Source organism: Mucilaginibacter frigoritolerans (assembly GCF_007830615.1).
GTDB lineage: Bacteria > Bacteroidota > Bacteroidia > Sphingobacteriales > Sphingobacteriaceae > Mucilaginibacter > Mucilaginibacter frigoritolerans.
This window is the reverse complement of the sequence record NZ_VLLI01000012.1, coordinates 103,127-124,780: the sequence shown is the minus strand read 5'-3', so window position 1 is coordinate 124,780 and position 21,654 is coordinate 103,127. Positions and strand designations below refer to the sequence as shown.

The following is a 21,654-nucleotide window of genomic DNA, read 5'->3' as shown; positions in this document are numbered from 1 at the left end:
AAATAAGTTATTTTACTCATTTTTAAATAATTAACTGTTATTAGTAAACGTTTTACTAATAGATGCTTTTATTATCCTACTTTTACAGGCTCAGATGGAAGAAAGACAATACTTAACTACCTGGAAAAGGTACCTGCCCGTTATCCGTTTACACTTAAAGAAAAGTTTAAATGAAGAACAACAATTTAAGCTGAATATTCAGGATTTCGAATCTGCTGGTGACCGTGGTAAATCAGGCTATATCTTTAGTTTAACCATGGAAAATGGCAAGTTGTTAAACAGTGTAGGTGGTTCACCCGTAGCGCGTGACCTTTTTGAAGTATTAAGATCTGATGAGGCTGTAAAGGCTATTTTGCAGGATAAAAATGTAAAAATAAGTGTAGGTAAAACTTTTGTGCTTACCATAAAAACCACTTATATCTCCGCTTATAAATAAGCGCCGTAATAATTCGTTACTTCAATTTTTCAAACTTTTTTGTGTTCTGATGGTTTAGCAATAAACATTTATTTATGGACACTAACAGGTTATCTGATACCCTTGCTAAGGCACTTAATCAGCAAATGACTAACGAAGCACATAATGCCCAAATTTATTTGGCTTATGCAGCTTGGGCTAGTGATAAAGGTTACGAGGGTATTGCCAATTTTATGTTCCGTCATTCAAGTGAGGAGCGTAATCATATGATGAAATTTCTGGAGTATATTTTAAAACGGGGTGCAAAAGTTACCGTTACAGAAATCCCACATCCCGGTCCTGATCCGAAAAGCGTAAATGATTGCTTTGAGAAAGTATTTCAATCAGAAATTGAAAATACTAAGTCTATTTATAATATTGTAAATATGAGTTTCGAAGAAAAGGACTGGGCTACCTGGAATTTTATGCAATGGTTTGTAAAAGAACAAACAGAAGAAGAAACTATGGCACTTGATCTGCTGGCGAAGATAAAGATTGCAGGTGGAGCAAACGCTGATAATGATGCCTTGTATGTACTGGATAATGATATTGCCAAAACTGCCGATGACGCTGTTTTAGCACAGGATACAAGTGTTCAAAATCCTTAAATCAAGAAGCCCACTGATTAATGGAAACATTGACTAAAGGCTACTAAAACTTTCAGAAACACCTCGCGGTCAACTCCATAAGCTGCGGGGTGTTCTGGTTTAATCGGGGCGCCATTTTTATACCTTACCGGAAACAGCGTAACAAAATCACGAATGGAAATTTCATAGCGCAGCCATGGATCAGCGCGATGTATTTCTTCCAGTCGCATCTCAAAAAGCGGCATGCTTAAAGGGTCATTCTTCATCGCCGTAAAAGTAAATAAAAGATGTTACCTGCTTATTAATGTAATGTAACTGGTGGCTGGTAATTTAAAAGTGACAGTGCCATTATTTACCACAAGGGGGCCACTTTGTTTCATAGCCTTTTTTTTGTTGGTGGTATACACTTGAATTTGTTTTACCGATGTTGGTATGCCATTTAAGGTTACTTTTCGGGTTGGGCCATTATTTACCAGGTGTATTGCATAGCTATTTTTGCCATTATCGCCCAATGCAGCGCAGCTAACATTTACGTTATCACTCCTTATTGGCATGGCATATAAACCGCCTGGGGTTATGGAAAGTTGTTTCAGGTTCCAGAACCTTTGTCCGGGGTGAAGTGGTTCATTATTGCCAAAAATGCCACCACCAATTAATGGCGAATAATCTGAGGTTAATTGCCACTGTAATATGGATAAGGGTTGGCAAATGGCCAGTAAACGGGTGTATAAGTTAATCTCCTGCAACGCATAGGTGGGCTCCTGGAAAATATCTGGATAACTATAAGCTGCTGCGTCAATACTGCCTTCACCCACAATTAGCGGTACGTTTAATTGTGTGGCGGCATCGGCCCATTTTTGCAGGGTTTCATTGTCCCAACCCCGCCATGAGTGAAAAGATATAGCACCGATATATGGCTTGGCTTCAGCATCGTTCAATGCCGGGTAAATGAATTTATAGGTGGTAGCATCTGAGTTATCGCCCAGCAGCATTTTGGTTTTAAGTCCCCTTTTTGCAAAATAGGCTCCGCAGCCTTTTATAAAATCGTCATGTTCCTGACCTGTTAAGCGAATGTTGATCCCCAGGTCTGATTCATTAAACGAAAATAATTTCACCTCAACGCCATATTTATTTTTTAGGTAGACGATGTAATCGGCAATGGATTTATAAATGGCATCCATATTAGTTTTATTAAGCGGGTTACCCCAAATACCATTTACGGGTTGGTAATTAACTTTACCTGTTACAGCCCAGGCAGGTGGAAACCATGCCGAAAGAATAACAGGGGCACCCATGCTATCCAGTCTATGCGCCATTTGCATGGCTTTAAGTATCGCGGGGTGCAATTTCCCCGAATCTGCCGATGCAATAGGATCGATATCCCTGTTTGGTTGCCAAAAACGCCATGGCAACTCAACCCGGCCAAAAGCAACCCTTAAATTTTGCAGGCAATAATCAATAACTTGTGGATCGTTTTTTGGATTTTGTAACCTGAAGTTTCCACCAAGTCCATCAAATTCACGCCCTTGTGTTTGGGTGTTAAGCGTTAAATTAACAGGCGTTCTATCTATCTGTCCAGAAGCTTTTAGGGTATAAGTTTTTTCTATAATATCGCCCTGATGCAAACTATTAAGTTTAATGGCCATGTATAATTGTAACTCAGTTTTTCCATGCGTAGTATCATGTTTTATCATTACCGCAGCAGGCTCATCAAAGCTGATTTTTAATTGCTTACTAATCGATTTGAATTCAATGCCGGCGATGTTGTTTTCATCATAAGTATTGTTGGCATTTACAAACTTTTTCAACGAATCACTTGCCCCACTCATTCGTAAAAACCCGTCCGAGTACTCCTTATCTGAAAGTGTAATACAGAAATAAATACCTTTCATTACTATATCAGCATGCGCCGAAAGCTTCAAATTAACCTTAATTCTGCCCGATCCTGCGTCTTTTACCTGCTCGTCCAAATATAAACTATCAATGCTGGTAGTAACTTCCTGAATATTTCCGTTTCGCTTAAAATGAGGCCGTTGCCTTTCCTTACCTGTGGAGATAATATGTTTGCCATTATCACTAAATACCTTAATACTCGATTCAAAATCAAACAGCTGCCCATGCTTGCGAATACCGGTAATGTTGCCCCATGGTTCAACTTTCGCCTGGCTATAAGCCTGGTTAACCAACGTGGTTAGTAACAACATGAAAGTAAACAGAAGGGGATGGCTTTTTATGGTAAATAATGCTTTCAATTGTCTGAGGTATTTGTAGGTTAATAATGATTGATTAAAATTAATGTTAATTGCAGAAAAAAAATTATACTGAAAGTATTACAGCAAAACTTTTACATTATTCATTTTCGTTTTAATAAATATTTAATGAGTTATAATATGAAAAAGAAACTCCTTTTTTGAATAATAGGTTGATTTGCAGGCTATATTTTAATTATTGGCACGCATTATGCTCTACTAAGTTGATAAACTTAGGGGCCAAAAATGGAAACGTATAGCGCACAAATAGAACATTATTATTTTCTTAAACCACCAGGCGATCAATTTGTAAAACAAATTATATTTTGGATAATGGTTATTTTGGGTTTCCTTATAACCTTATCTGTCGGAATGATAGTTATCAACTGGAGTTTAAACACCCAAATTTAATTGCATTCGGTAAATTACAAGTAAACGTTTACCATTTGGCGCCATGATTTTGCGCGGTGCATTTCACTATCCCAGGTATGTAAGGTTGATTTTATGCCTTTGTCCAGAAGTGCCTTATTCATTAAGTAATTGTTTTCAAGTAAAACATCATCCTTTCCAATTACTAAAACAATTTCCAGTTCCCTTATTTGTTGTAATGTTTGTTCCTCATTTAAATTGGGGACGTATTGCAAAGGCATATTAAAATAAATGTTTTCATCCCAATAACCATTAAACAAATCATGATAATAGGCAATGTTGATGGTCAAATCGTACCTCCCGCTCATGGCAACCACCTTGTTAAATAGAGAAGGGTGTTTTAAAGCAAAATTCAATGCATGATAGGCGCCCAAACTACAACCGGCAACAATTATAAAAGCGCCAGGGTTTTTCTTATTGATAAATGGCATCACCTCATCAATAATATAATGCTCATATTGTATGTGGGCTAGTATTTTTTGTGATGAAGTGATCTCTTCATTATAAAAGCTCTGCAAGTCATAGCTATCAGCACAAAATACCTGGATATGTCCGCTTTCAATTTTATTACGTAAAACTTCAATTACTTTCCAGTTTTCGTAATCATAAAACCGGCCCATCCTTGGAGGCAGAAATAGGATGGAAGCCCCTGCATTGCCAAATACAAGCATCTCCATATTTTTCTGAAGAGTGGGGCTATACCAGCTTACATATTCCCTGTCCATATCAATAAAGCAAGATGGTAGTATTAAATGAGGTTTAAGTTAATTCAGTATGAAAATTTTCTAAAAGTTTGGTCGAAACAATTTCTTTCCAAAGCGCATAACCATTACTGTTTAAATGAAGTCCGTCATTTTCAAAATATTCTTTTGCCGGATATCCATTTTTATCCAGCATGCTGTTAAATATATTAATAAACTTCCAGTTGGAATCCATTCTTATTATTTCATTTTCAATAATGCTGTTGGCATATTTTAAATTATTTATCAGTTTCCAACGGGCTATGCTGGGTTTAATAGAAATAAAATAACAGGGGATATCTCCATAACGCTCTTTTATTTTATAAACCAGTTGCTGAAAGAAGATGAAGATTTCTTCGGGATGCCTGCCATCCCCTAAGTCATTATCGCCTGCATAAAATACAATTGATTTAGCATCATAAGGGGCTACTATCCTGTCAAAAAACCAGGTGCATGCTGCCAGGGTCGATCCTCCGAAACCCAAGTTTACCGGGGCTAAAGATTCAAAATCAGATTTCAGTGTATTCCATAACCTTATAGACGAGCTACCATAAAATAAAGTAGCTGGTGTATAATTTAACTGCGACCTTTCTTTTTCAAGGCGTTTAACCTCGTCTTCGTACCAGAACATAAAAAATTTAAATTAATGGCTTCAAATGTAATTATTTAGTACGTAAAAGTGTCGGAAAAGTTTGTTTGATGATCCGCCCTTTTTAATCACTGATGGTCATTTTTCGGACTTCCCAACTTTAAAAACTATCTTTGCCCAATGGGCGTAACTTTTGAAGATTTTAAATTTAACCGGCAAATACTAAATGCCATTGCCGATGCCGGTTATACCGAAGCTACGCCGATACAGGAGAAAGCTATTCCACCAATTTTAAACGGGCAGGATGTAATGGGTATAGCGCAAACAGGTACCGGTAAAACGGCTGCTTATGTATTGCCTATTATTATGAAGCTGAAGTACGCACAAGGCGAGCATGCCCGGGCGCTTATTGTTTCGCCAACCCGTGAGCTGGCCATGCAGATTGAGGAAAATGTAAAAACCTTTGCTGCAAATACCGATTTACGCGTTGTGGTACTATACGGAGGCCTTGGCCCCAAAACACAAATAGAGCAATTAAACAAAGGTGTTGATATTATTGTAGCCACACCTGGCCGCTTTATGGATCTTTACCTTGCTGGTCATATTGTTACCAAAACCTTTCAGGTGCTGGTGCTGGATGAGGCCGATAAGATGATGGACATGGGCTTTATGCCACAAATAAACCGAATATTGGAAGTTGTGCCTGTAAAACGTCAGAATCTGCTGTTTTCGGCTACCATGTCTGATAAAATCCATGAACTATCTAATAATTTCCTGGAGTTCCCAACTATAATTGAAGTAACACCGCAGGCTACACCCGCACAAACTGTTGATCAGCAATTGTATTTTGTGCCAAATGTTAAAACTAAAATCAACCTGCTTAAAAAGTTATTGGATATAGAGGATGATATTAAAAAACTAATTATCTTCTGTAAAACCCGTATTGCTGCCGAAGATGTGTACAAGTTTTTACTCCGTAAGTTTGGCGAAAATGAGGTGAAGGTATTACATGCCAATAAAGGGCAAAATACTCGTATCAATGCCATTAACGCATTTAAAAATGATGAAGTAAAGATTTTGGTGGCAACAGATGTGGCATCAAGAGGTATTGATGTGAGTGATGTTAGCCACGTGATTAATTTTGACGTTCCGGTAGTGATTGAAGATTATGTTCATCGTATTGGCCGCACCGGAAGAGCATTTCAATTAGGTGTTGCCGTTACCTTTTGCAACCCAGCCGAAGAGTATTACGTACGTAAGGTGGAGAAACTGATCAGACAAACTATCCCGGTAAAGGATATGCCTGCTGATGTATTTATTGAAGAAACGCCTTACGAAGAAAGACAGGATCAGTCAAGGGAGATTGATATGCAGAAACGTCGTGAAGATCCCGATTTTAAAGGGGCCTTCCACGAAAAGAAAACGCTTAACCAGCGTAAAAAATTTGATGCCGAAAAAGCTAAAACTAAAGGAACATTTGGTCCAAAAGGTGGTAAAAGCAAATCTGGCAGATCATTTAAAAAGAAACATTAAAAAATAAGTGCAAAGAAGGGGTACTTAAAGGATGTGAATAAAAGCCTTAATCCGCCATTAGTTCAACATCCTAATAATAAATTATAGCATTCAATGAAACTAAGAATAACACCACTGAATTTTGCAAGTGCATTTTTTTTATTTCTCGCAGTTTACAGCTGGATTTATGGAGTGAAATTATCTGGTGTACAGTTTCTGCATTTTAATAGCATTATCGGTTGGATCTTTATACTTTTTGCAGTCGTAGTGTCATTTATGGATATAATGTTCAGGAATTTCTTTCCTCAAACCAAAAAAGTATGGATAGTAGAGCTAAGCTTTATAACTTTGGCGGCTATTATATTTTTACTTGTTAAATAATTTTTAAATGAAAAAAGCCGAAATAAAGCTTACTATTGAATTAGATGATAATAACGTTCCTGAAAGCATTATGTGGGAATCAACCGATGCGCAAAATAAAGAAGCGCTTCCGGTAAAATCAATGATGCTTGCTCTTTGGGATCAAAACTATAAAAATACCCTGCGCATTGATTTATGGACAAAAGATATGCCCGTAGATGAAATGAAACGCTTTTTTTATGAAACCCTGCAAACTATGGGCGACAGCTTTTTACGCGCCACAGGCGAAACAAACATTGTAGAGGATCTGCGCGATTATTGTGCCCATTTTGCCGATAAAATGGAAATAAGTCAAAAATAAAAATGCGCCTCAGTGCTTTACTTTCCTTTGCCGGCTTTGTTATTTTAATTGCCGGAACTTATTGTCCTATTCTGCATCCTTTTATTGGCAATTGGGATGTTTATGATGCAAACAAACCTTATGGAATTGTTATTTTACTGGTTGCTGTAATTGGTATATTAGGTATTGTGTTAAATCAGCCTAAAATTGCCCTTACAGCAGCCTGGTTTTCACTGGGTTTAGTGATCTTGTTTTATATCCTTGCACAGCTCAAAGTGCGCACCTCGTTCAGTTTTATCCCCTTTCGCTCTGTAGCGCAGTACCTATCTGGTAAAATAAAATTTAAATGGGGATGGTATTTGTTATTCGCTGGTCCGCTATTTGCTATAGGGGGCATAACGTTTGCCCAAAATAGAAAATTTACAAGGCCGGTAGCTTAATTAAAAACAAAATACATCTGCTCTTAATTAAGAAGCTTGCGTTATTGTTGATTTAAGGCACTCGGAAAATAATTTTTTTAACATATTTGTATTTCCTTAAAAAACATTAAATGTTAAGATTTTCTTTCAGGCAACAAGTCTTTGCTGGTTTTTCTGTATCCATTATCTTGGTTTTAATAGTAGGTATACTTTCCTACAACAGCATACATCAACTACGTAGCGATTCTGCTATGGTTGATCATACCCAAAGGGTAATAAAAACATCATCAAACTTGCTCCAGTTAATGATTGATGCAGAAACCGGGGTACGTGGTTACGTGGCTACAAATAATAAGGCATTTCTTGATCCATATAATGAAGCATTGCCCCGTATTCATGGCGATATTGAGTTGCTTAAAAGTATGATTGCCGATAACCCGGTTCAAGCACGAAGGGTTGATTCACTAAATGCATTTGTTAGCATCCAATTAGATATCCTGAAACAAAATATTAATGCCAGGTCAGCTCAGGGATTGGATTTTATGGTTCAGCATGCAATGCTCCTTAATGGGAAGCAAAGCATGGATGAGGTAAGATCATTGGTTAACAATATAAGAGAAACAGAAAATAAACTCCTTGCGCTTAGAAAAGAGAGTACAGAAAATGCTTCAGCCGCAGCCCTTGATGTTATTATTACAGGCTCTGTAGTTTTTCTGATTATCATTATTGTGTTGTTCATGTATATCCAGGGGACTTTTGAGCGGCAAAAAATAGTTGAAAATAATATAAAAATAACCAATGCTGAGCTCGAAAAAGTACTCACAGAAAACCGCGCCCAAAATTGGCTGCTTACCGGCACTGGTTTACTGAACGAGAAAATGCAGGGCCAGCAAAGTGAGCGTGAGCTTAGCGACAATATTTTAACAGAGCTTTGCGGCTACATAAAAGCCTCGGCCGGTACATTTTACTTGTATAATGAAGAAACGGAAACGCTTGAGCTTTATGCTTCCTATGCTTTTAGTAATTTAAATGCTATTAAAAAAACAATAAAACTAGCCGAAGGCTGGATAGGGCAGGTAGCTAAAGATCAAAAAGCAGCAATTGTAAAAGGCAAATTAAATGAAGTACTTGAACTGACATCCTCAGTTGTTTATAATGAACTTACCGAAAGTTTTATTGTCCCTTTCTTTTTTGATAAAAAGTTAAAAGGGGTTATCGAGATTGCTTTCCGCGATGAATTATCTGAAACTAATAAGAACTATATTTTAACGGTAACCGATGATATAGGTATAGCAATAAATACTGCGCAGGCCCGTACCATTATGCACGAGTTGTTATTGCAGGTACAACAGCAAGCCGAGGAGTTGGAAGCACAGCAGGAAGAAATGCGTGTTACCAATGAGGAACTGATGAGTAAAACTGAAATGCTGCAGGCATCAGAAGAAGAGCTTAAAGTGCAACAGGAAGAATTACGTGCCACCAATGCTGAACTGGAAGAAAAAGCCAGTTTATTAGAAGAAAAAAACCAGGCAATAGAAGAAGCCCGTAATTCTATAAACCAAAAAGTAATAGAGCTGGAAACTACCGGTAAATATAAATCGGAGTTTTTGGCAAATATGAGCCATGAATTAAGGACGCCTTTAAACAGCATACTGGTACTTGCCCGTATTTTAAAGGATAATAAACCGGCCAATCTTTCTGATGATCAGATAAAGTATGCCAGCGTGATATTTAATGCCGGTAATGATTTACTTACCCTGATTAATGACATTCTTGATCTTTCAAAAATCGAATCAGGCAAACTGGAATTACAAAATGAGGAGATAAAAATCACCGAAATTTTGCATGATATGGAAATGCTGTTTACGGAGATTGCCCGCAAAAAGAAGATAAAATATACCATCAATACAGATTCAAATGTACCCGAAAATGTATTTACCGATAAGGTAAGAGTTGAACAGGTAATTAAGAATTTATTGTCAAATGCCTTCAAGTTCACACCGGAAAAAGGATCAATTGATATAAACGTTAAGCATAACGAAGTTGATGAAACCATAAGCTTCAGTATAAAAGATACTGGTATTGGCATTGCGTTTGATAAGCAAAAGTTAATATTCGAAGCATTTCAGCAGGCCGATGGTTCAACTAGCCGTAAATATGGGGGTACTGGCTTAGGTCTTTCCATAAGTCGTGAGTTGGTAGCATTGCTTGGTGGTAAAATCACCCTTACCAGTGAACTAGGTATAGGTAGCGAGTTTGTATTAACCATTCCGGTTAAAGCTGATTTAAATGCCCAACCTTTTGAGAGTCTGGTAACGGTTGAAAACTTTAAACCAGAAAAGGAATTTTTAGCGCCTGCTAAACAGATTATAAAGCAACGCGAGCATGAGCCTTTGGTGATAATTGTTGAGGACGATAAAAATTTCGCCGATATTTTAAAAGATTACTCTGCTGATCATGGATATAAATCTATCATTATAAATGAAGGTATCAACGCTGTCGAAATCATTGAAAAAAATCAACCTGATGCTGTGATATTAGATATTATGCTTCCGGGTAAAGATGGGTGGCAAATATTAAAAGAACTTAAACAGCATGCAGCAACCGCTCATATTCCTGTGCATCTGATGTCGGCAGGTGATGCGGCTTCAAACCGCGTGAGTAAAGAGGGCGCCATAAGCTTTCTTAAAAAACCAGTTGATAAGGGTGCTCTTGATAAACTGTTTGGCGATATGCAGCAAAGCGGAACAAAATTTAAGCAGATACTATTAATTGAGGATAACAAAACACAGAGCCATGCATTAAATGAGCTAATGCAAAGCCAGGGAATAACCATTGATCAGGCTTTTGATGGTGCATCGGCCTTCAGAATGCTTCATGAAAACGAATATCAATGTGTTATACTTGATCTTAACCTTCCTGATATATCAGGCCTTGACTTTTTAGATAAAATAAAAGCTATAGATAGATTTAAAGCCTTGCCTGTTATTATTAACACCGCTATGGAGTTAGATAAAACTTCTGTAAACAGGCTAATGCAATATGCTAATGCCATGGTAGTGAAAACCACAAAATCAGCAGATAGATTGATTGATGAGGTTAATTTGTTTTTAAATAAAGTTAGCGAAATGACTGTTCAATTTGCCGAAACTGCCCTAAACCCTAAATTAAAAATAGTGACACACGGAAAGGAAATTGTAAAAGGTAAAAAAGTATTAATAGTTGATGATGATATGCGTAATATTTTTGCGCTAAGCAGTGCTTTGCAAAGCTATGATATGCACGTTGAAATTGCTAATGATGGTAAGGAAGCCATTGAGAAGCTTGAAAGCATCAGCGATATTGATATTGTACTGATGGATATTATGATGCCGATAATGGACGGTTACGAAGCTACCAGGTATATCCGTAAACAAAACAAATGGGCCAGGTTACCTGTAATAGCTTTAACAGCTAAAGCCATGATGGATGACCGTGAAAAATGCATTGCGGCAGGAGCAAATGATTATATAACAAAACCTGTTGATATGGACCGGTTAATCTCATTAATGCAGCTTTGGCTGGGAAGTTAGTTATGGATATTACTTCGCAGGGATTAACTACAGAACAGATAGCTGAATTAATTGACCTTGTTAAAAAGGTCCATGGTTTTGACTTTTCTGATTATTCAAAAGCATCCCTTAAGAGAAGGCTTACCCGGGTGATGATGATAAAGAAATTGACTTTTTATGATCTTAAACATAAATTGGTCAACGATCATCCATTTTTTCAAACTTTTCTGGAGGAGATTACCGTAAATGTTACGGAAATGTTTCGTGATCCATCGTTCTATAAAGCGCTCAATATGCAGGTATTGCCTTACCTGTCAACCTATCAGCATATTAAAATATGGTCAGCTGGCTGTTCTTCAGGTGAAGAACCTTACTCTCTGGCCATAATGATGGCTAAAGCTGCTCTTAAAGATAAGTCATTCATTTATGGAACCGATGTAAATACCGTGGTTTTAAAAGAAGCGCGTAAAGGCATTTATAGTTTCAGGAGCATAAAGACCTACGCAGAAAATTACCAGTTGTCGGGGTTAAGTGGATCATTAACGGATCATTTTACCACCTTATATGATGCCGCAGCTATTCACAGTGATTTAAAAGTAAATACACTCTTTTCGGTACATAATTTAATATCCGATACTGTTTTTAACGAGTTTCAATTGATTAGTTGCCGTAATGTTTTTATTTATTTTGAAACGCAGCTGCAAGAAAAAATACTTGATCTTTTTCATAGAAGCTTATGTCCGCATGGTTTTTTATGCTTAGGAAGTAAGGAAACCATCCGTTCTGACGTTTTTAAGAAAAAGTTTAAGGTCATCAATCAAAAAGAAAATATTTACCAAAAAATTGGCTCTTGATAAAAGCATATATGATCGCTGGCACAACTCAGAAATTTTGTTGTTAGGGGGATCTGCGGGCTCATTTAAACTACTGTTTCACCTGGTACAAACACTGCCTTCAAACCTTAATAAAACTGTGCTTATTGTAATGCATCGCAAACGAAATTTTTTGAGCGAAGTGGAAAAGTTATTTGCAGAAAATGCAAGTATGCTGTTACGTGAGATAAGTGACAAGGATAAAATAAATAGAAATACCATTTATATAGTGCCGGCAAACTACCATACTTTAATTGAAAAAGATTATTCATTTGCTTTGGATGTTTCTGAAGCGCTGTGGTATTCCAAACCATCAATTGATGTGACTTTTGAAAGCGCGTCCGAAGTTTATAATGACCGGTGTACAGCTGTTTTATTTTCGGGGGCCAATCAGGATGGTGCACAGGGCTTGCTAAAATTAAGAAATGCGGGTTCATTAACCATTGCTCAATCACCTGAAGATGCGATAATGCCTGAAATGCCACAGGCTGCTATTGATTTAAATGCAGTTGATTATGTATTGACTGCTAAAGAAATATATGAGCTTTTGAAGAAATAAGCCTCTTTTTTAATAAAGCAGATTAAAAGTTTAACGTTGTCTGACCAATCCCCATAATGCTGGCTTCATGTTCCAGTAGCCATTTTTTGCGCCATAAACCACCCGCATATCCGGTTAAACTTCCGTTTGAGCCAATAACCCGGTGACAGGGTACTACTATCCAAAGATTATTTTTACCATTTGCTGCTGCAATAGCCCTTATGCCCAAAGGATTATTCATCAGTTTGGATTGCTGAAGATAACTGATGGTTTTACCGTACTCAATTTTTAATAATTGTTGCCAAACTTTTTGTTGAAAATCACTTCCGGATTGTTTGATAGGTAAATCAAATTCTTTACGCTTTCCTTCAAAATATTCATCCAACTGTTGAGTTGCCATTTTTAATACCGGTGATTCAGGTATGCTGATTTCAAATTCTTCATCACGGATGGATATAGAGGTAATGAAATTATCTTCCTCAGTTATCCTGGCAACGCCTACAGGTGTTTTACAATAGGTAAAAGGCATAAATTGAATTTGAAATATTATACCAACAAAAATATCAATTTTTAGGCTCACCATGCTATTCAACTAAATCAACACAATCTTCTATCTTTGCGCCTATGCAACTCATCAGCCAAACCTGGGAACTTTTAAAAAAAGAAATATTACTTGAATGGCGTTCAAAATATGCCTTTAATGGAGTGTTGCTTTATGTAGTTTCAACTGTTTTTGTTTGCTATATATCTTTTAACTTAAGCCCGGGATTTAGCACAAGTAAAGGGTATCCCATAGTTTGGAATGTTTTATTCTGGATAATTATGCTTTTTGCATCCGTTAACGCAATTGCCAAAAGTTTTATGCAGGAGAGCCGGAGTCGCTTATTATACTATTATTCTATTGCTAGTCCGCAGGCCATTATCCTGTCCAAAACCATTTACAATATAATGCTGATGTCTCTACTGAGTATTTTGGCATTAGTAGTTTACTTGCTTTTTTTTACCAACACCCTGGGCGATCCTTTCTTCTACGTTGTAACTGTGCTTTTAGGAAGTATCAGTTTTTCTACAGTGTTTACCATGATTTCAGCTATTGCCTCCAAAGCAGGCAATAATGGCACGTTGATGGCTATTTTAAGTTTCCCGATTATTATCCCGGTTATTCTGCTGCTCATCCGCTTAAGTAAAAATGCAATGGATGGTATTGACAGAAGCTTTAGCTATGGAAATATGGGGGTGCTTTTAGCTATAAATGCCATTGTAATAGCTACTGCCTTATTGTTGTTCCCGTTTTTGTGGCGCGATTAATCCACTAATTTTTGCCTTTTTAAGTAGTATTGAAATTCTTTTGGTCTTTTATTTGGATTAAGTCTAAATAAGATTTATTTTCGCCCCTGACAAAAGGATTACAATTCAACCATTAAATACATGGGCAAAAAATCTACTACACTTATACTTTTATTTACCTCATTGGTAATTATTTGCATTGCTTCTTTTTCTTCTTGTAAGAAAATTTTCCCGGCAATGATTAACCCTGAAGACGGCCTGTGCGGTCCGGTTGATCTTTCAAGTTCACAAACCATACTGTTTTCACACGGTAACGATCAGTTCTTTGCCAACCGTACCACGGCAACAGGACTCGGCCCTTATTTTGTAGCAACCGGATGTGGCAGTTGCCACTCGAGTGATAACAGAGGGCATCCTTTTACCATCCTAACCCGTTTTGGCCAAACAGACAGTACCGGGAATAAATTCCTGGCAGAAGGTGGCCCACAGTTAGGTACTTTTGCTTTGCCAGGTTATACCCCGGAACAAATTCCGGCAGGAGCCACCAGTTCAAAATTCATAGCGCCTATTACAGCTGGTGTTGGATTTTTAGAGGTTGTGCCCGATTCTGCCATCCTTGCAATGGCAGCAGCAAACGTAAATAACCCTGATGGCGTACGGGGCCATCCTAATTACAGTACTATTCCATCGTATGTAACACCATTAAATGGAGCTATTCCGCGTGGGGATGGTAAATATATATGCCGTTTTGGGCGCAAAGCTTCGGTTTATAACCTGGTACAGCAGGTAGCGCAGGCATATAATCATGATATGGGTATTACTTCAACCTATCTGCCACAAAATCCATTTAACTATCTGGATCAATCGGCGCCACCTCCATCATCAACTCCTGAAGTTAGCAGTGATGATTTTAACTCAGTAGTATTTTACGTAACCTGTTTACAAACACCTATTCAGCGTAATCCCAATGATGCTACAGTACAACGTGGTAATGCATTGTTCGTTCAAATTGGTTGTGAAACCTGTCATAAACAAATCCTTACTACGGGCTATTCACCGGTTGCGGCACTGTCTTATCAAACTATAAATCCATTTACAGATTTGCTGGTACATGATATGGGGCCAGGTTTAGACGATGGATATACCGAAGGTGATGCAAAAACGCCCGAATGGCGTACCGCGCCATTATGGGGGCTTGGACTTGCGCCAGGTGTACAAGGTGGCAGCTATTATTTAATGCATGATGGACGTGCCCACAGCATAGAGCAGGCCATACAATTGCATGGTGGCGAAGCTGCTGTAAGTTCAGCACGTTTCAGCAAGCTATCATCTTCAGATCAGGCTGCGGTTATTACGTTCCTTAAATCACTATAATTAATGGAAAGAAAAGAGTTTATTAAAACCTGCGGATTTGCCTGCGTAGGCGGAACCTTGTTAGGAGCCATTTTACAAGGTTGCAATGGCAGTAAAATCATTTCTGCTGAAATTAATCATTCTGATATGGTAGTGCCTTTGGCTGCTTTCAGGGACAGTAACTCATTCAAGAAGCATGTAGTGGTTCAAAACCAGCAACTTAAATATCCTATTTGCGTTTATCGCTTTTCCGAAACAGCATACACTGCCTTGCTAATGCGCTGTACGCACCAGGGAGCCGAACTACAGGTATTTGGCGACAGATTGGAGTGTCCTGCTCATGGGAGTCAGTTCAGCAGCACAGGGCAGGTAAAAAACGGCCCTGCGGATGCTAACTTAAGAACCTTCCCGATAACCATAGCTAACGATCAAATTTTAATATCACTTAAGTAAAACTATCATGAGTCGCCGCTCAAAAAACCGGATGAATAAAACGCCTCATGACAGCTTTATTACCATTAAAAACAATTATTCTAATGAAAATAAATTTACAAATTATAGCGGCTGCGGCTTTGCTTTTTTGTAGTGGCAGTGCATTTGCACAAATTGACAGCACACTGCTAAACACGCCTGCCAAAACCGATACAACTAAGCATAGTCTCAGCATGGATGCTGTGTACAATCGCCCGTTTTTAAAGCTTGGCAAAACGCCGGTTTCTATTGGCGGCTATATAGAATCGGACGTACTTTATAGTAACACTTCGGGTATTACTAATGGCAGTCAGTTTCAGTTCAGAAGGTTCAGCCTTTTTGTGGCGTCAACCATATCAAAACATGTTAAATTTTTATCAGAGATTGAATATGAAAATGATCCTACAGGTGATCCGGGTGAATCATCAGGAGCACAATTCGGAATTGAATACGCAGCAATTGATATTGAATTTAATCCACTGGTAAATTTACGCGGAGGTTTAATTTTAAATCCTATAGGTTCATTTAATCAAAATCATGATGGACCCAAATATGAATTTACCGACCGACCTATAGCAATGACCCAAATGCTTCCGGATACATGGTCAAATACAGGGTTTGGCTTATATGGCAAGCAATATGCCAACCACTGGATGTTTGGGTATGAGTTTTATGTAACCGGAGGCTTTGACGATGCTATTATTGATAATACCCAGGGAAAAACCTTTCTGCCGGCCGCCAATGCAAGCCTTACCCGTTTAACATCAAGTGCAAGTGGCGAGCCTTTATACACCGGTAAGCTTTCTATCGGCAATGATAAAATAGGACAATTGGGTTTATCGTACATGGGTGGTGTTTATAATACCTGGCGCATTGAAGGTGCTCAGGTTGACAATAAAAGAAGTGTAAATGTTTTTGATGTAGATTTTAATACTACTATTCCCAGATTGCATACTGCTATAACAACCGAATGGGCCTGGATATTTGTTGATTTACCAGCTGATTATACACCTGAATATTCGCACAGGCAATATGGTGGTTATATTGATATTGTACAGCCAATTATTCATGGACGAATATTGGATTGGGATAATGCCACCGTTAACCTGGCAGTAAGGGGTGAATATGTTGACTGGAACCAAGGTAACTTTGTTGCCACTGGGCAACGGATGTATAATGACGTTTGGAGCATTATGCCGGCAATAAGTTTCAGACCTACACCTTTAACGGTATTGAGAGTAAATTATCGCATCCAAAACGCACGCGATATTACTGGCAATACAATAGGCGCTGCCATAGGCCCAACACGCGGGTTAAGTTTTGGAGTTTCTACCTATTTCTAACTCTTCTGAAAAAATATCCTCGAAAAGTATCAATAAACCTAACAATATTGATACTTTTCATCTTTTGTTCATATTAATTGTGTTTTTTAGCATCTTTAAAAAAACAAATTGTAATTTTTAGCGATGCGATTCCCCTGGCTCATCCTTTTATTTATTTTTATCCCATTTATAGCACTTGCCCAAAATGGCATTATTACCGGTAAGGTAGTACAAGAAGGTACAACAAAGCCTATACCAAGGGCCAGTGTGTTTTTAAGTAATTCTTCTGTTGGTTCTGCAACTGCCGAAGATGGCACCTTCACACTCAGTGGAATAAGACCTGGACAATATACCCTGGTTGTGACTGTATTGGGATATGAAGACTACAACAAAACAGTTCTGGTAGGACGTGAACCTATAAAACTGAATATCGAAATGGTGCAAAAACCAATGATGCTCAGGGAGGTTGTGATTTCATCAGAAGCAGACTTCAGGAAAAATTATGAAACATTTAGAAAAGAATTTATTGGGTCGGATTTGAATGCAAAGAATTGCGTAGTAATGAATCCCCGGATTCTTAACCTAACCTATAATCCAACCAAACAAGTACTACACGCTGATGCAGATGAATTTTTGATTGTTGAAAACAGAGCATTAGGGTACCGTATAAAGTTTTTATTGAGAGATTTTACGCTTGACAAATTAGCCGGTATTACTTCTTACGATGGTAAACGTATTTTTGAAGATTTGCCAGGAACTAAAAGCCAAAAAGATAAATGGCACCAGAATAGGGAAAATGCATACTATGGTTCTGCAATGCACTTCTATAGGTCCTTGCATGCTGATAAACTGGCGCATGAAGGCTTCGAGTTGCGGTCTTATACAAGATCGTTGAATTTGCAAAGGCCGGATGATGAGACTATTCACAAGAAATATAAAAGATTTATTGAATTGAGAATGCGTGACTCAGCAAACAGGATGGTTGAGTTATCAAAAATGTCCAAATATGTCAACGAAAGTATTTCTAAAATACCTTATCAGGAATTTGAAGTAACAAGCACAGTATCAGAAGGTTTGTATTCATTGCATTTTCCTCATTTTTTGTATGTTATTTATAAAAATAAGTTGGAAGAGGTTGACTTCAAGGATATCTATCGGGATTTGAATATGACTAATTACCAAATTAGCGTAATTACCTTAACAAATGGGCCTGCGGTTTTCGATAATAATGGAATTGTAGTTGAAGGCGGCCCACTTTATGAAGGTTCATGGTCGAAAAATAGGCTTTCGGATGAGCTGCCCGTTGATTATATTCCTGATAAAGACTAAGAGCGATTATTATTTTAGTTCAACTACTTCTAAATATATTACTTTTCATCTTACAGTGCAAAAGAACTAATCCAATCAATATCATTACCAATGAACTAAATTTCCTACCTTTGCAGGCATAAATAATATGAAATTTATATATCAAACCTGGTGGAAAGTATTAGCTGTACTTGTTATTCTTTATACCTTAATCGCAGGATTTTTATTTGAGGTACCAACACTGCCCATTTTACACGAAACCATAAGAAACGTATACTTCCACGTACCTATGTGGATGGCTATGTTCACTGTTTTTGGCATATCTGTTGTTTACAGTATTATGTATTTGAATACGGGTAAAGAAGAATATGACCTTGTGGTTGTTGAATGCATAAATACCGGCATGTTTTTTTATGTACTGGGATTAATAACGGGTATGATGTGGGCCAAATATACCTGGGGTGAATTTTGGAGCAATGACCCCAAACAAAACAGTGCTGCAGTAGCCTTTCTATTATATTGTGCTTACGCTGTTTTACGCAACTCTATTGATGAAGAGCAAAAACGCGCCAAAATATCCGCCATCTATAATATTTTTGCATTTCCTATTCTGGTAGTGCTTATTATGGTTTTACCACGAATGACTGATTCATTACACCCAGGCAACGGGGGCAACCCTGCATTTGGCAAACTGGATATGGATAACAGTATGCGGGTTGTTTTATACCCTGCATTTATTGCATGGAGCGCATTAGCAGTTTGGATCGCATCCTTACGCTATCGTATCCGTTTAATTGAATATAAAAAGAACGAAATAAGTTAACACGAATTAACATGAAAAGAATATCTCTTTTAGCATTTTTGCTGTTGGGTTACTTAGGAGCTTTTGCACAGCAAGGCCAGCAGGTTGAAATGGCTGATGCCTTACGTGGCTCAGGGAAAATATATGTTGTAATAGCCGTTATCGTGATAATTTTTGTCGGGTTATCCCTTTATTTGTTCTCGATCGACAGGCGATTAAAAAAAATCGAAAAAGAAAAATAGTTCAAAAAATAGGTTTAAACGATTTAAACATACATCTGAGTGTAAGATTAGTGAGGTGGTGAATATCTGTTAATAATATATTTGCGAATTTGATAAAAAATGTATCAACTTTGTGCACTTTTTTAACGATTTAATAATTATTCAATAAAATTTATGGCTACTAATAATCCGGCCGCTGATCAGGATACTCACTTTTTTGGTGATGTATGCAAGAATTTTGATTATGCAGCTCAGTTTACAAAACATGATGCTGGCCTTTTAGACCAGATAAAATCATGCAATAGTGTTTACCGTTTTCGTTTCCCTATTCGCAGGGGCAATGGTTTTGAAGTAATTGATGCGTGGCGCGTAGAGCACTCACAGCATCAATCACCAACTAAGGGAGGTATCCGTTATAGTGAAATGGTTAACGAGGATGAAGTGATGGCGCTTGCCGCACTGATGACCTACAAATGTGCCATTGTAAATGTACCTTTTGGCGGCGCTAAGGGTGGTATCAAAATCAACCCTAAAAACTACACCATACAGGAGCTTGAAAATATCACCCGTCGTTACACAGTTGAATTAATAAAGAAAAACTTTATCGGCCCCAGCATTGACGTGCCAGCACCGGATTATGGATCGGGTGAGCGCGAAATGAGCTGGATTGCAGATACCTACGCCACCATGAATCCTGGTCAACTGGATGCTATGGGTGCTGTAACCGGCAAGCCAATTGCACTGCATGGTATTGCCGGTCGTCGTGAAGCAACAGGCAGGGGAGTAGCAATTGCCATCCGTGAATGTGTTAGTGTTGGCGAAGACATGCAAAAGATAGGCTTGTTACCCGGTATATCAGGCAAAAAAGTTATTGTTCAGGGCTTGGGAAATGTGGGTTATCATTCGGCCCGTTTCCTTGCTGAGTTTGGTGCATTAGTAGTTGGTCTTTGCGAGTTTGAAGGTGCAATTTATAATGAAGACGGATTAGACGTTGAAGCAGTATTTCAACACCGTAAAGCAACCGGCTCCATTTTAGGTTATGCAGGTGCAAAAAAAGAGTTTAAAAACTCACACGACGGTTTAGAGCAACCTTGCGATATTTTGGTTCCGGCAGCTCTTGAAAATCAGATTACGGAAGCAAATGTTAAAAACATAAAAGCAAAAATTATTGCCGAAGGTGCAAACGGTCCAACAACTCCTGAAGCGGAAGCCATATTCTACAAAAATGGTGGTATCATCATTCCTGATATGTATGCCAACGCAGGTGGTGTAACAGTGTCTTACTTCGAGTGGTTAAAAAACCTTTCGCACGTAGCATTTGGCCGTATGAACAGACGTTTTGAAGAGAATACTAATCTTAACATGGTAAACATGGTTGAAGGTATTACGGGTGTTGCGTTAACACCGCTGCAACGTTCAACTATTATCAAAGGTGCATCAGAATTAGAACTGGTTAATTCTGGATTGGAAGATACCATGATCCGATCATATCACGAAATAAGAGAAATTTATATCAATAACCCTAAAATTGGTACCCTGCGCAGTGCCGCTATGGTGGGTGCGATAAATAAAATTGCAGTTTCTTATCAGAATTTAGGTATTTGGCCGTAGGGATTTCGGAATTCGGATTTTCGATTTCGGAATTGAAATTTATTGAGGGCTTCTTTTCATCGAAAAGAAGCCTTTTGAGTTTTTTACTCATTATAAATCCTAAATCGAACATCCGAAATTCGATATCAAGAATAATTCTAAATAAGATTAATGTCTTGTAATAAACATTATTCGAATAACGTTTCGTATTTTTGTGATCCGAAGTATAGGAGTTAAATCGCTGATGAAAAAGAGTTCAATATTAGGTCTTGTTGTTATTGCAATAGCAATTGCCGTTATTATTTCTGTGATTTCAAAATCAAGTAGTTACAGTACCTTTAATGATGCTAAAGGTATTCAGAGTGAATTGAGTATTGTTGGCCATCTGGATAAGCAAAAGGAGTTATACTATGATGCAGTAAAAGATGCCAATTATTTTTCATTTTATATGAAAGATAAGAAAGGACAGGAATGCAAAGTAGTTTTCACAGGTACTAAACCCCAGGATTTTGAAAAATCAGAACAAATTGTATTAACCGGTCAAATGGTTGGCAATGAGTTTCATGCATCAAAGATCCTGATGAAATGCCCATCAAAATATACCCAGGATAAATTGAACGTTACAGAGGTCAAAGCAAAAACGGCCAGCATATAAATCAC

General features: G+C 37.8%; 24 protein-coding genes. 19 read left to right on the top strand and 5 right to left on the bottom strand.

The annotated features are described in order from the left end of the window. The first annotated feature begins 94 nt into the window (after positions 1 to 94). Positions 95 to 436, top strand: coding sequence for a hypothetical protein (locus tag JN11_RS18970; protein WP_144915088.1), 342 nt, complete (start codon positions 95 to 97; stop codon positions 434 to 436). A 74-nt stretch (positions 437 to 510) separates the two neighbouring features. Further along, complete coding sequence (locus JN11_RS18965) at positions 511 to 1,062, top strand: ferritin (protein WP_144915086.1); 552 nt, start codon at positions 511 to 513, stop codon at positions 1,060 to 1,062. Positions 1,063 to 1,079: 17 nt separating this feature from the next. Here JN11_RS18965 and JN11_RS18960 read toward each other — a convergent pair whose 3' ends face one another. Then, on the bottom strand, positions 1,080 to 1,307 hold the full coding sequence (locus tag JN11_RS18960) for a hypothetical protein (protein ID WP_144915084.1): 228 nt from the start codon (positions 1,305 to 1,307) through the stop codon (positions 1,080 to 1,082). A 24-nt stretch (positions 1,308 to 1,331) separates the two neighbouring features. Beyond that, positions 1,332 to 3,293, bottom strand: a complete 1,962-nt coding sequence (locus tag JN11_RS18955) for a glycoside hydrolase (RefSeq protein WP_211360837.1) — start codon at positions 3,291 to 3,293, stop codon at positions 1,332 to 1,334. A 243-nt stretch (positions 3,294 to 3,536) separates the two neighbouring features. Between JN11_RS18955 and JN11_RS24510 the strand changes: the two genes are divergently transcribed. Continuing rightward, positions 3,537 to 3,701 carry a hypothetical protein gene (locus JN11_RS24510; RefSeq protein WP_170227795.1) on the top strand — a complete coding sequence of 55 codons (165 nt, stop codon included), beginning with the start codon at positions 3,537 to 3,539 and terminating at the stop codon, positions 3,699 to 3,701. A gap of 14 nt (positions 3,702 to 3,715) precedes the next feature. Here the strand turns inward: JN11_RS24510 and JN11_RS18950 are convergent, their stop codons facing one another. Together JN11_RS18950 and JN11_RS18945 are read right to left on the bottom strand one after the other, a co-directional pair. Beyond that, a complete protein-coding gene (locus JN11_RS18950) occupies positions 3,716 to 4,444 on the bottom strand; it encodes an esterase family protein (protein WP_144915083.1) in 729 nt (242 codons plus the stop codon). Between the two features lie 34 nt (positions 4,445 to 4,478). Then, positions 4,479 to 5,090: a GDSL-type esterase/lipase family protein gene (locus JN11_RS18945; RefSeq protein ID WP_144915081.1), complete on the bottom strand. Its 612-nt coding sequence runs from the start codon at positions 5,088 to 5,090 to the stop codon at positions 4,479 to 4,481. A gap of 138 nt (positions 5,091 to 5,228) precedes the next feature. Between JN11_RS18945 and JN11_RS18940 the strand changes: the two genes are divergently transcribed. From JN11_RS18940 to JN11_RS18910, 7 genes are all read left to right on the top strand, one after another. After that, a complete protein-coding gene (locus JN11_RS18940) occupies positions 5,229 to 6,581 on the top strand; it encodes a DEAD/DEAH box helicase (protein WP_144915079.1) in 1,353 nt (450 codons plus the stop codon). A gap of 93 nt (positions 6,582 to 6,674) precedes the next feature. Further along, positions 6,675 to 6,941 carry a hypothetical protein gene (locus JN11_RS18935; RefSeq protein WP_144915078.1) on the top strand — a complete coding sequence of 89 codons (267 nt, stop codon included), beginning with the start codon at positions 6,675 to 6,677 and terminating at the stop codon, positions 6,939 to 6,941. A gap of 7 nt (positions 6,942 to 6,948) precedes the next feature. Next, positions 6,949 to 7,281, top strand: coding sequence for a gliding motility protein GldC (gene gldC / locus JN11_RS18930; RefSeq protein WP_144915076.1), 333 nt, complete (start codon positions 6,949 to 6,951; stop codon positions 7,279 to 7,281). Between the two features lie 2 nt (positions 7,282 to 7,283). Further along, entirely contained in the window at positions 7,284 to 7,700 is a 417-nt protein-coding gene (locus tag JN11_RS18925) for a hypothetical protein (protein ID WP_144915075.1), read from the top strand. A gap of 110 nt (positions 7,701 to 7,810) precedes the next feature. Beyond that, positions 7,811 to 11,251: a response regulator gene (locus JN11_RS18920; protein ID WP_144915073.1), complete on the top strand. Its 3,441-nt coding sequence runs from the start codon at positions 7,811 to 7,813 to the stop codon at positions 11,249 to 11,251. Positions 11,252 to 11,253: 2 nt separating this feature from the next. Beyond that, on the top strand, positions 11,254 to 12,084 hold the full coding sequence (locus JN11_RS18915) for a CheR family methyltransferase (protein WP_144915071.1): 831 nt from the start codon (positions 11,254 to 11,256) through the stop codon (positions 12,082 to 12,084). Next, on the top strand, positions 12,074 to 12,661 hold the full coding sequence (locus JN11_RS18910) for a chemotaxis protein CheB (protein WP_170227794.1): 588 nt from the start codon (positions 12,074 to 12,076) through the stop codon (positions 12,659 to 12,661). The genes JN11_RS18915 and JN11_RS18910 overlap by 11 nt, the downstream gene beginning before the upstream one ends. Positions 12,662 to 12,683: 22 nt before the next feature. Here JN11_RS18910 and JN11_RS18905 read toward each other — a convergent pair whose 3' ends face one another. Then, positions 12,684 to 13,169 (bottom strand): methylated-DNA--[protein]-cysteine S-methyltransferase, encoded by a 486-nt coding sequence (locus tag JN11_RS18905; RefSeq protein WP_144915068.1) that lies wholly within the window; start codon positions 13,167 to 13,169, stop codon positions 12,684 to 12,686. 95 nt (positions 13,170 to 13,264) lie between these two features. Between JN11_RS18905 and JN11_RS18900 the strand changes: the two genes are divergently transcribed. From JN11_RS18900 to JN11_RS18860, 9 genes are all read left to right on the top strand, one after another. Continuing rightward, complete coding sequence (locus JN11_RS18900; RefSeq protein WP_144915066.1) at positions 13,265 to 13,948, top strand: heme exporter protein CcmB; 684 nt, start codon at positions 13,265 to 13,267, stop codon at positions 13,946 to 13,948. A 120-nt stretch (positions 13,949 to 14,068) separates the two neighbouring features. After that, a complete protein-coding gene (locus tag JN11_RS18895) occupies positions 14,069 to 15,301 on the top strand; it encodes a di-heme oxidoredictase family protein (protein WP_144915065.1) in 1,233 nt (410 codons plus the stop codon). A gap of 3 nt (positions 15,302 to 15,304) precedes the next feature. Next, complete coding sequence (locus JN11_RS18890; protein ID WP_144915063.1) at positions 15,305 to 15,733, top strand: Rieske (2Fe-2S) protein; 429 nt, start codon at positions 15,305 to 15,307, stop codon at positions 15,731 to 15,733. Positions 15,734 to 15,816: 83 nt separating this feature from the next. Further along, positions 15,817 to 17,094, top strand: coding sequence for a porin (locus JN11_RS18885; protein WP_144915062.1), 1,278 nt, complete (start codon positions 15,817 to 15,819; stop codon positions 17,092 to 17,094). Positions 17,095 to 17,217: 123 nt separating this feature from the next. Further along, a complete protein-coding gene (locus JN11_RS18880) occupies positions 17,218 to 18,402 on the top strand; it encodes a carboxypeptidase-like regulatory domain-containing protein (RefSeq protein ID WP_144915060.1) in 1,185 nt (394 codons plus the stop codon). Positions 18,403 to 18,529: 127 nt separating this feature from the next. Beyond that, complete coding sequence (gene ccsA, locus JN11_RS18875) at positions 18,530 to 19,204, top strand: cytochrome c biogenesis protein (protein WP_394348832.1); 675 nt, start codon at positions 18,530 to 18,532, stop codon at positions 19,202 to 19,204. Between the two features lie 11 nt (positions 19,205 to 19,215). Then, positions 19,216 to 19,425, top strand: coding sequence for a CcmD family protein (locus JN11_RS18870; RefSeq protein ID WP_144915058.1), 210 nt, complete (start codon positions 19,216 to 19,218; stop codon positions 19,423 to 19,425). Positions 19,426 to 19,578: 153 nt separating this feature from the next. Then, on the top strand, positions 19,579 to 21,015 hold the full coding sequence (locus JN11_RS18865; protein ID WP_144915057.1) for a Glu/Leu/Phe/Val family dehydrogenase: 1,437 nt from the start codon (positions 19,579 to 19,581) through the stop codon (positions 21,013 to 21,015). 223 nt (positions 21,016 to 21,238) lie between these two features. Beyond that, positions 21,239 to 21,649: a cytochrome c maturation protein CcmE domain-containing protein gene (locus JN11_RS18860; RefSeq protein WP_144915055.1), complete on the top strand. Its 411-nt coding sequence runs from the start codon at positions 21,239 to 21,241 to the stop codon at positions 21,647 to 21,649. Positions 21,650 to 21,654 lie beyond the last annotated feature (5 nt).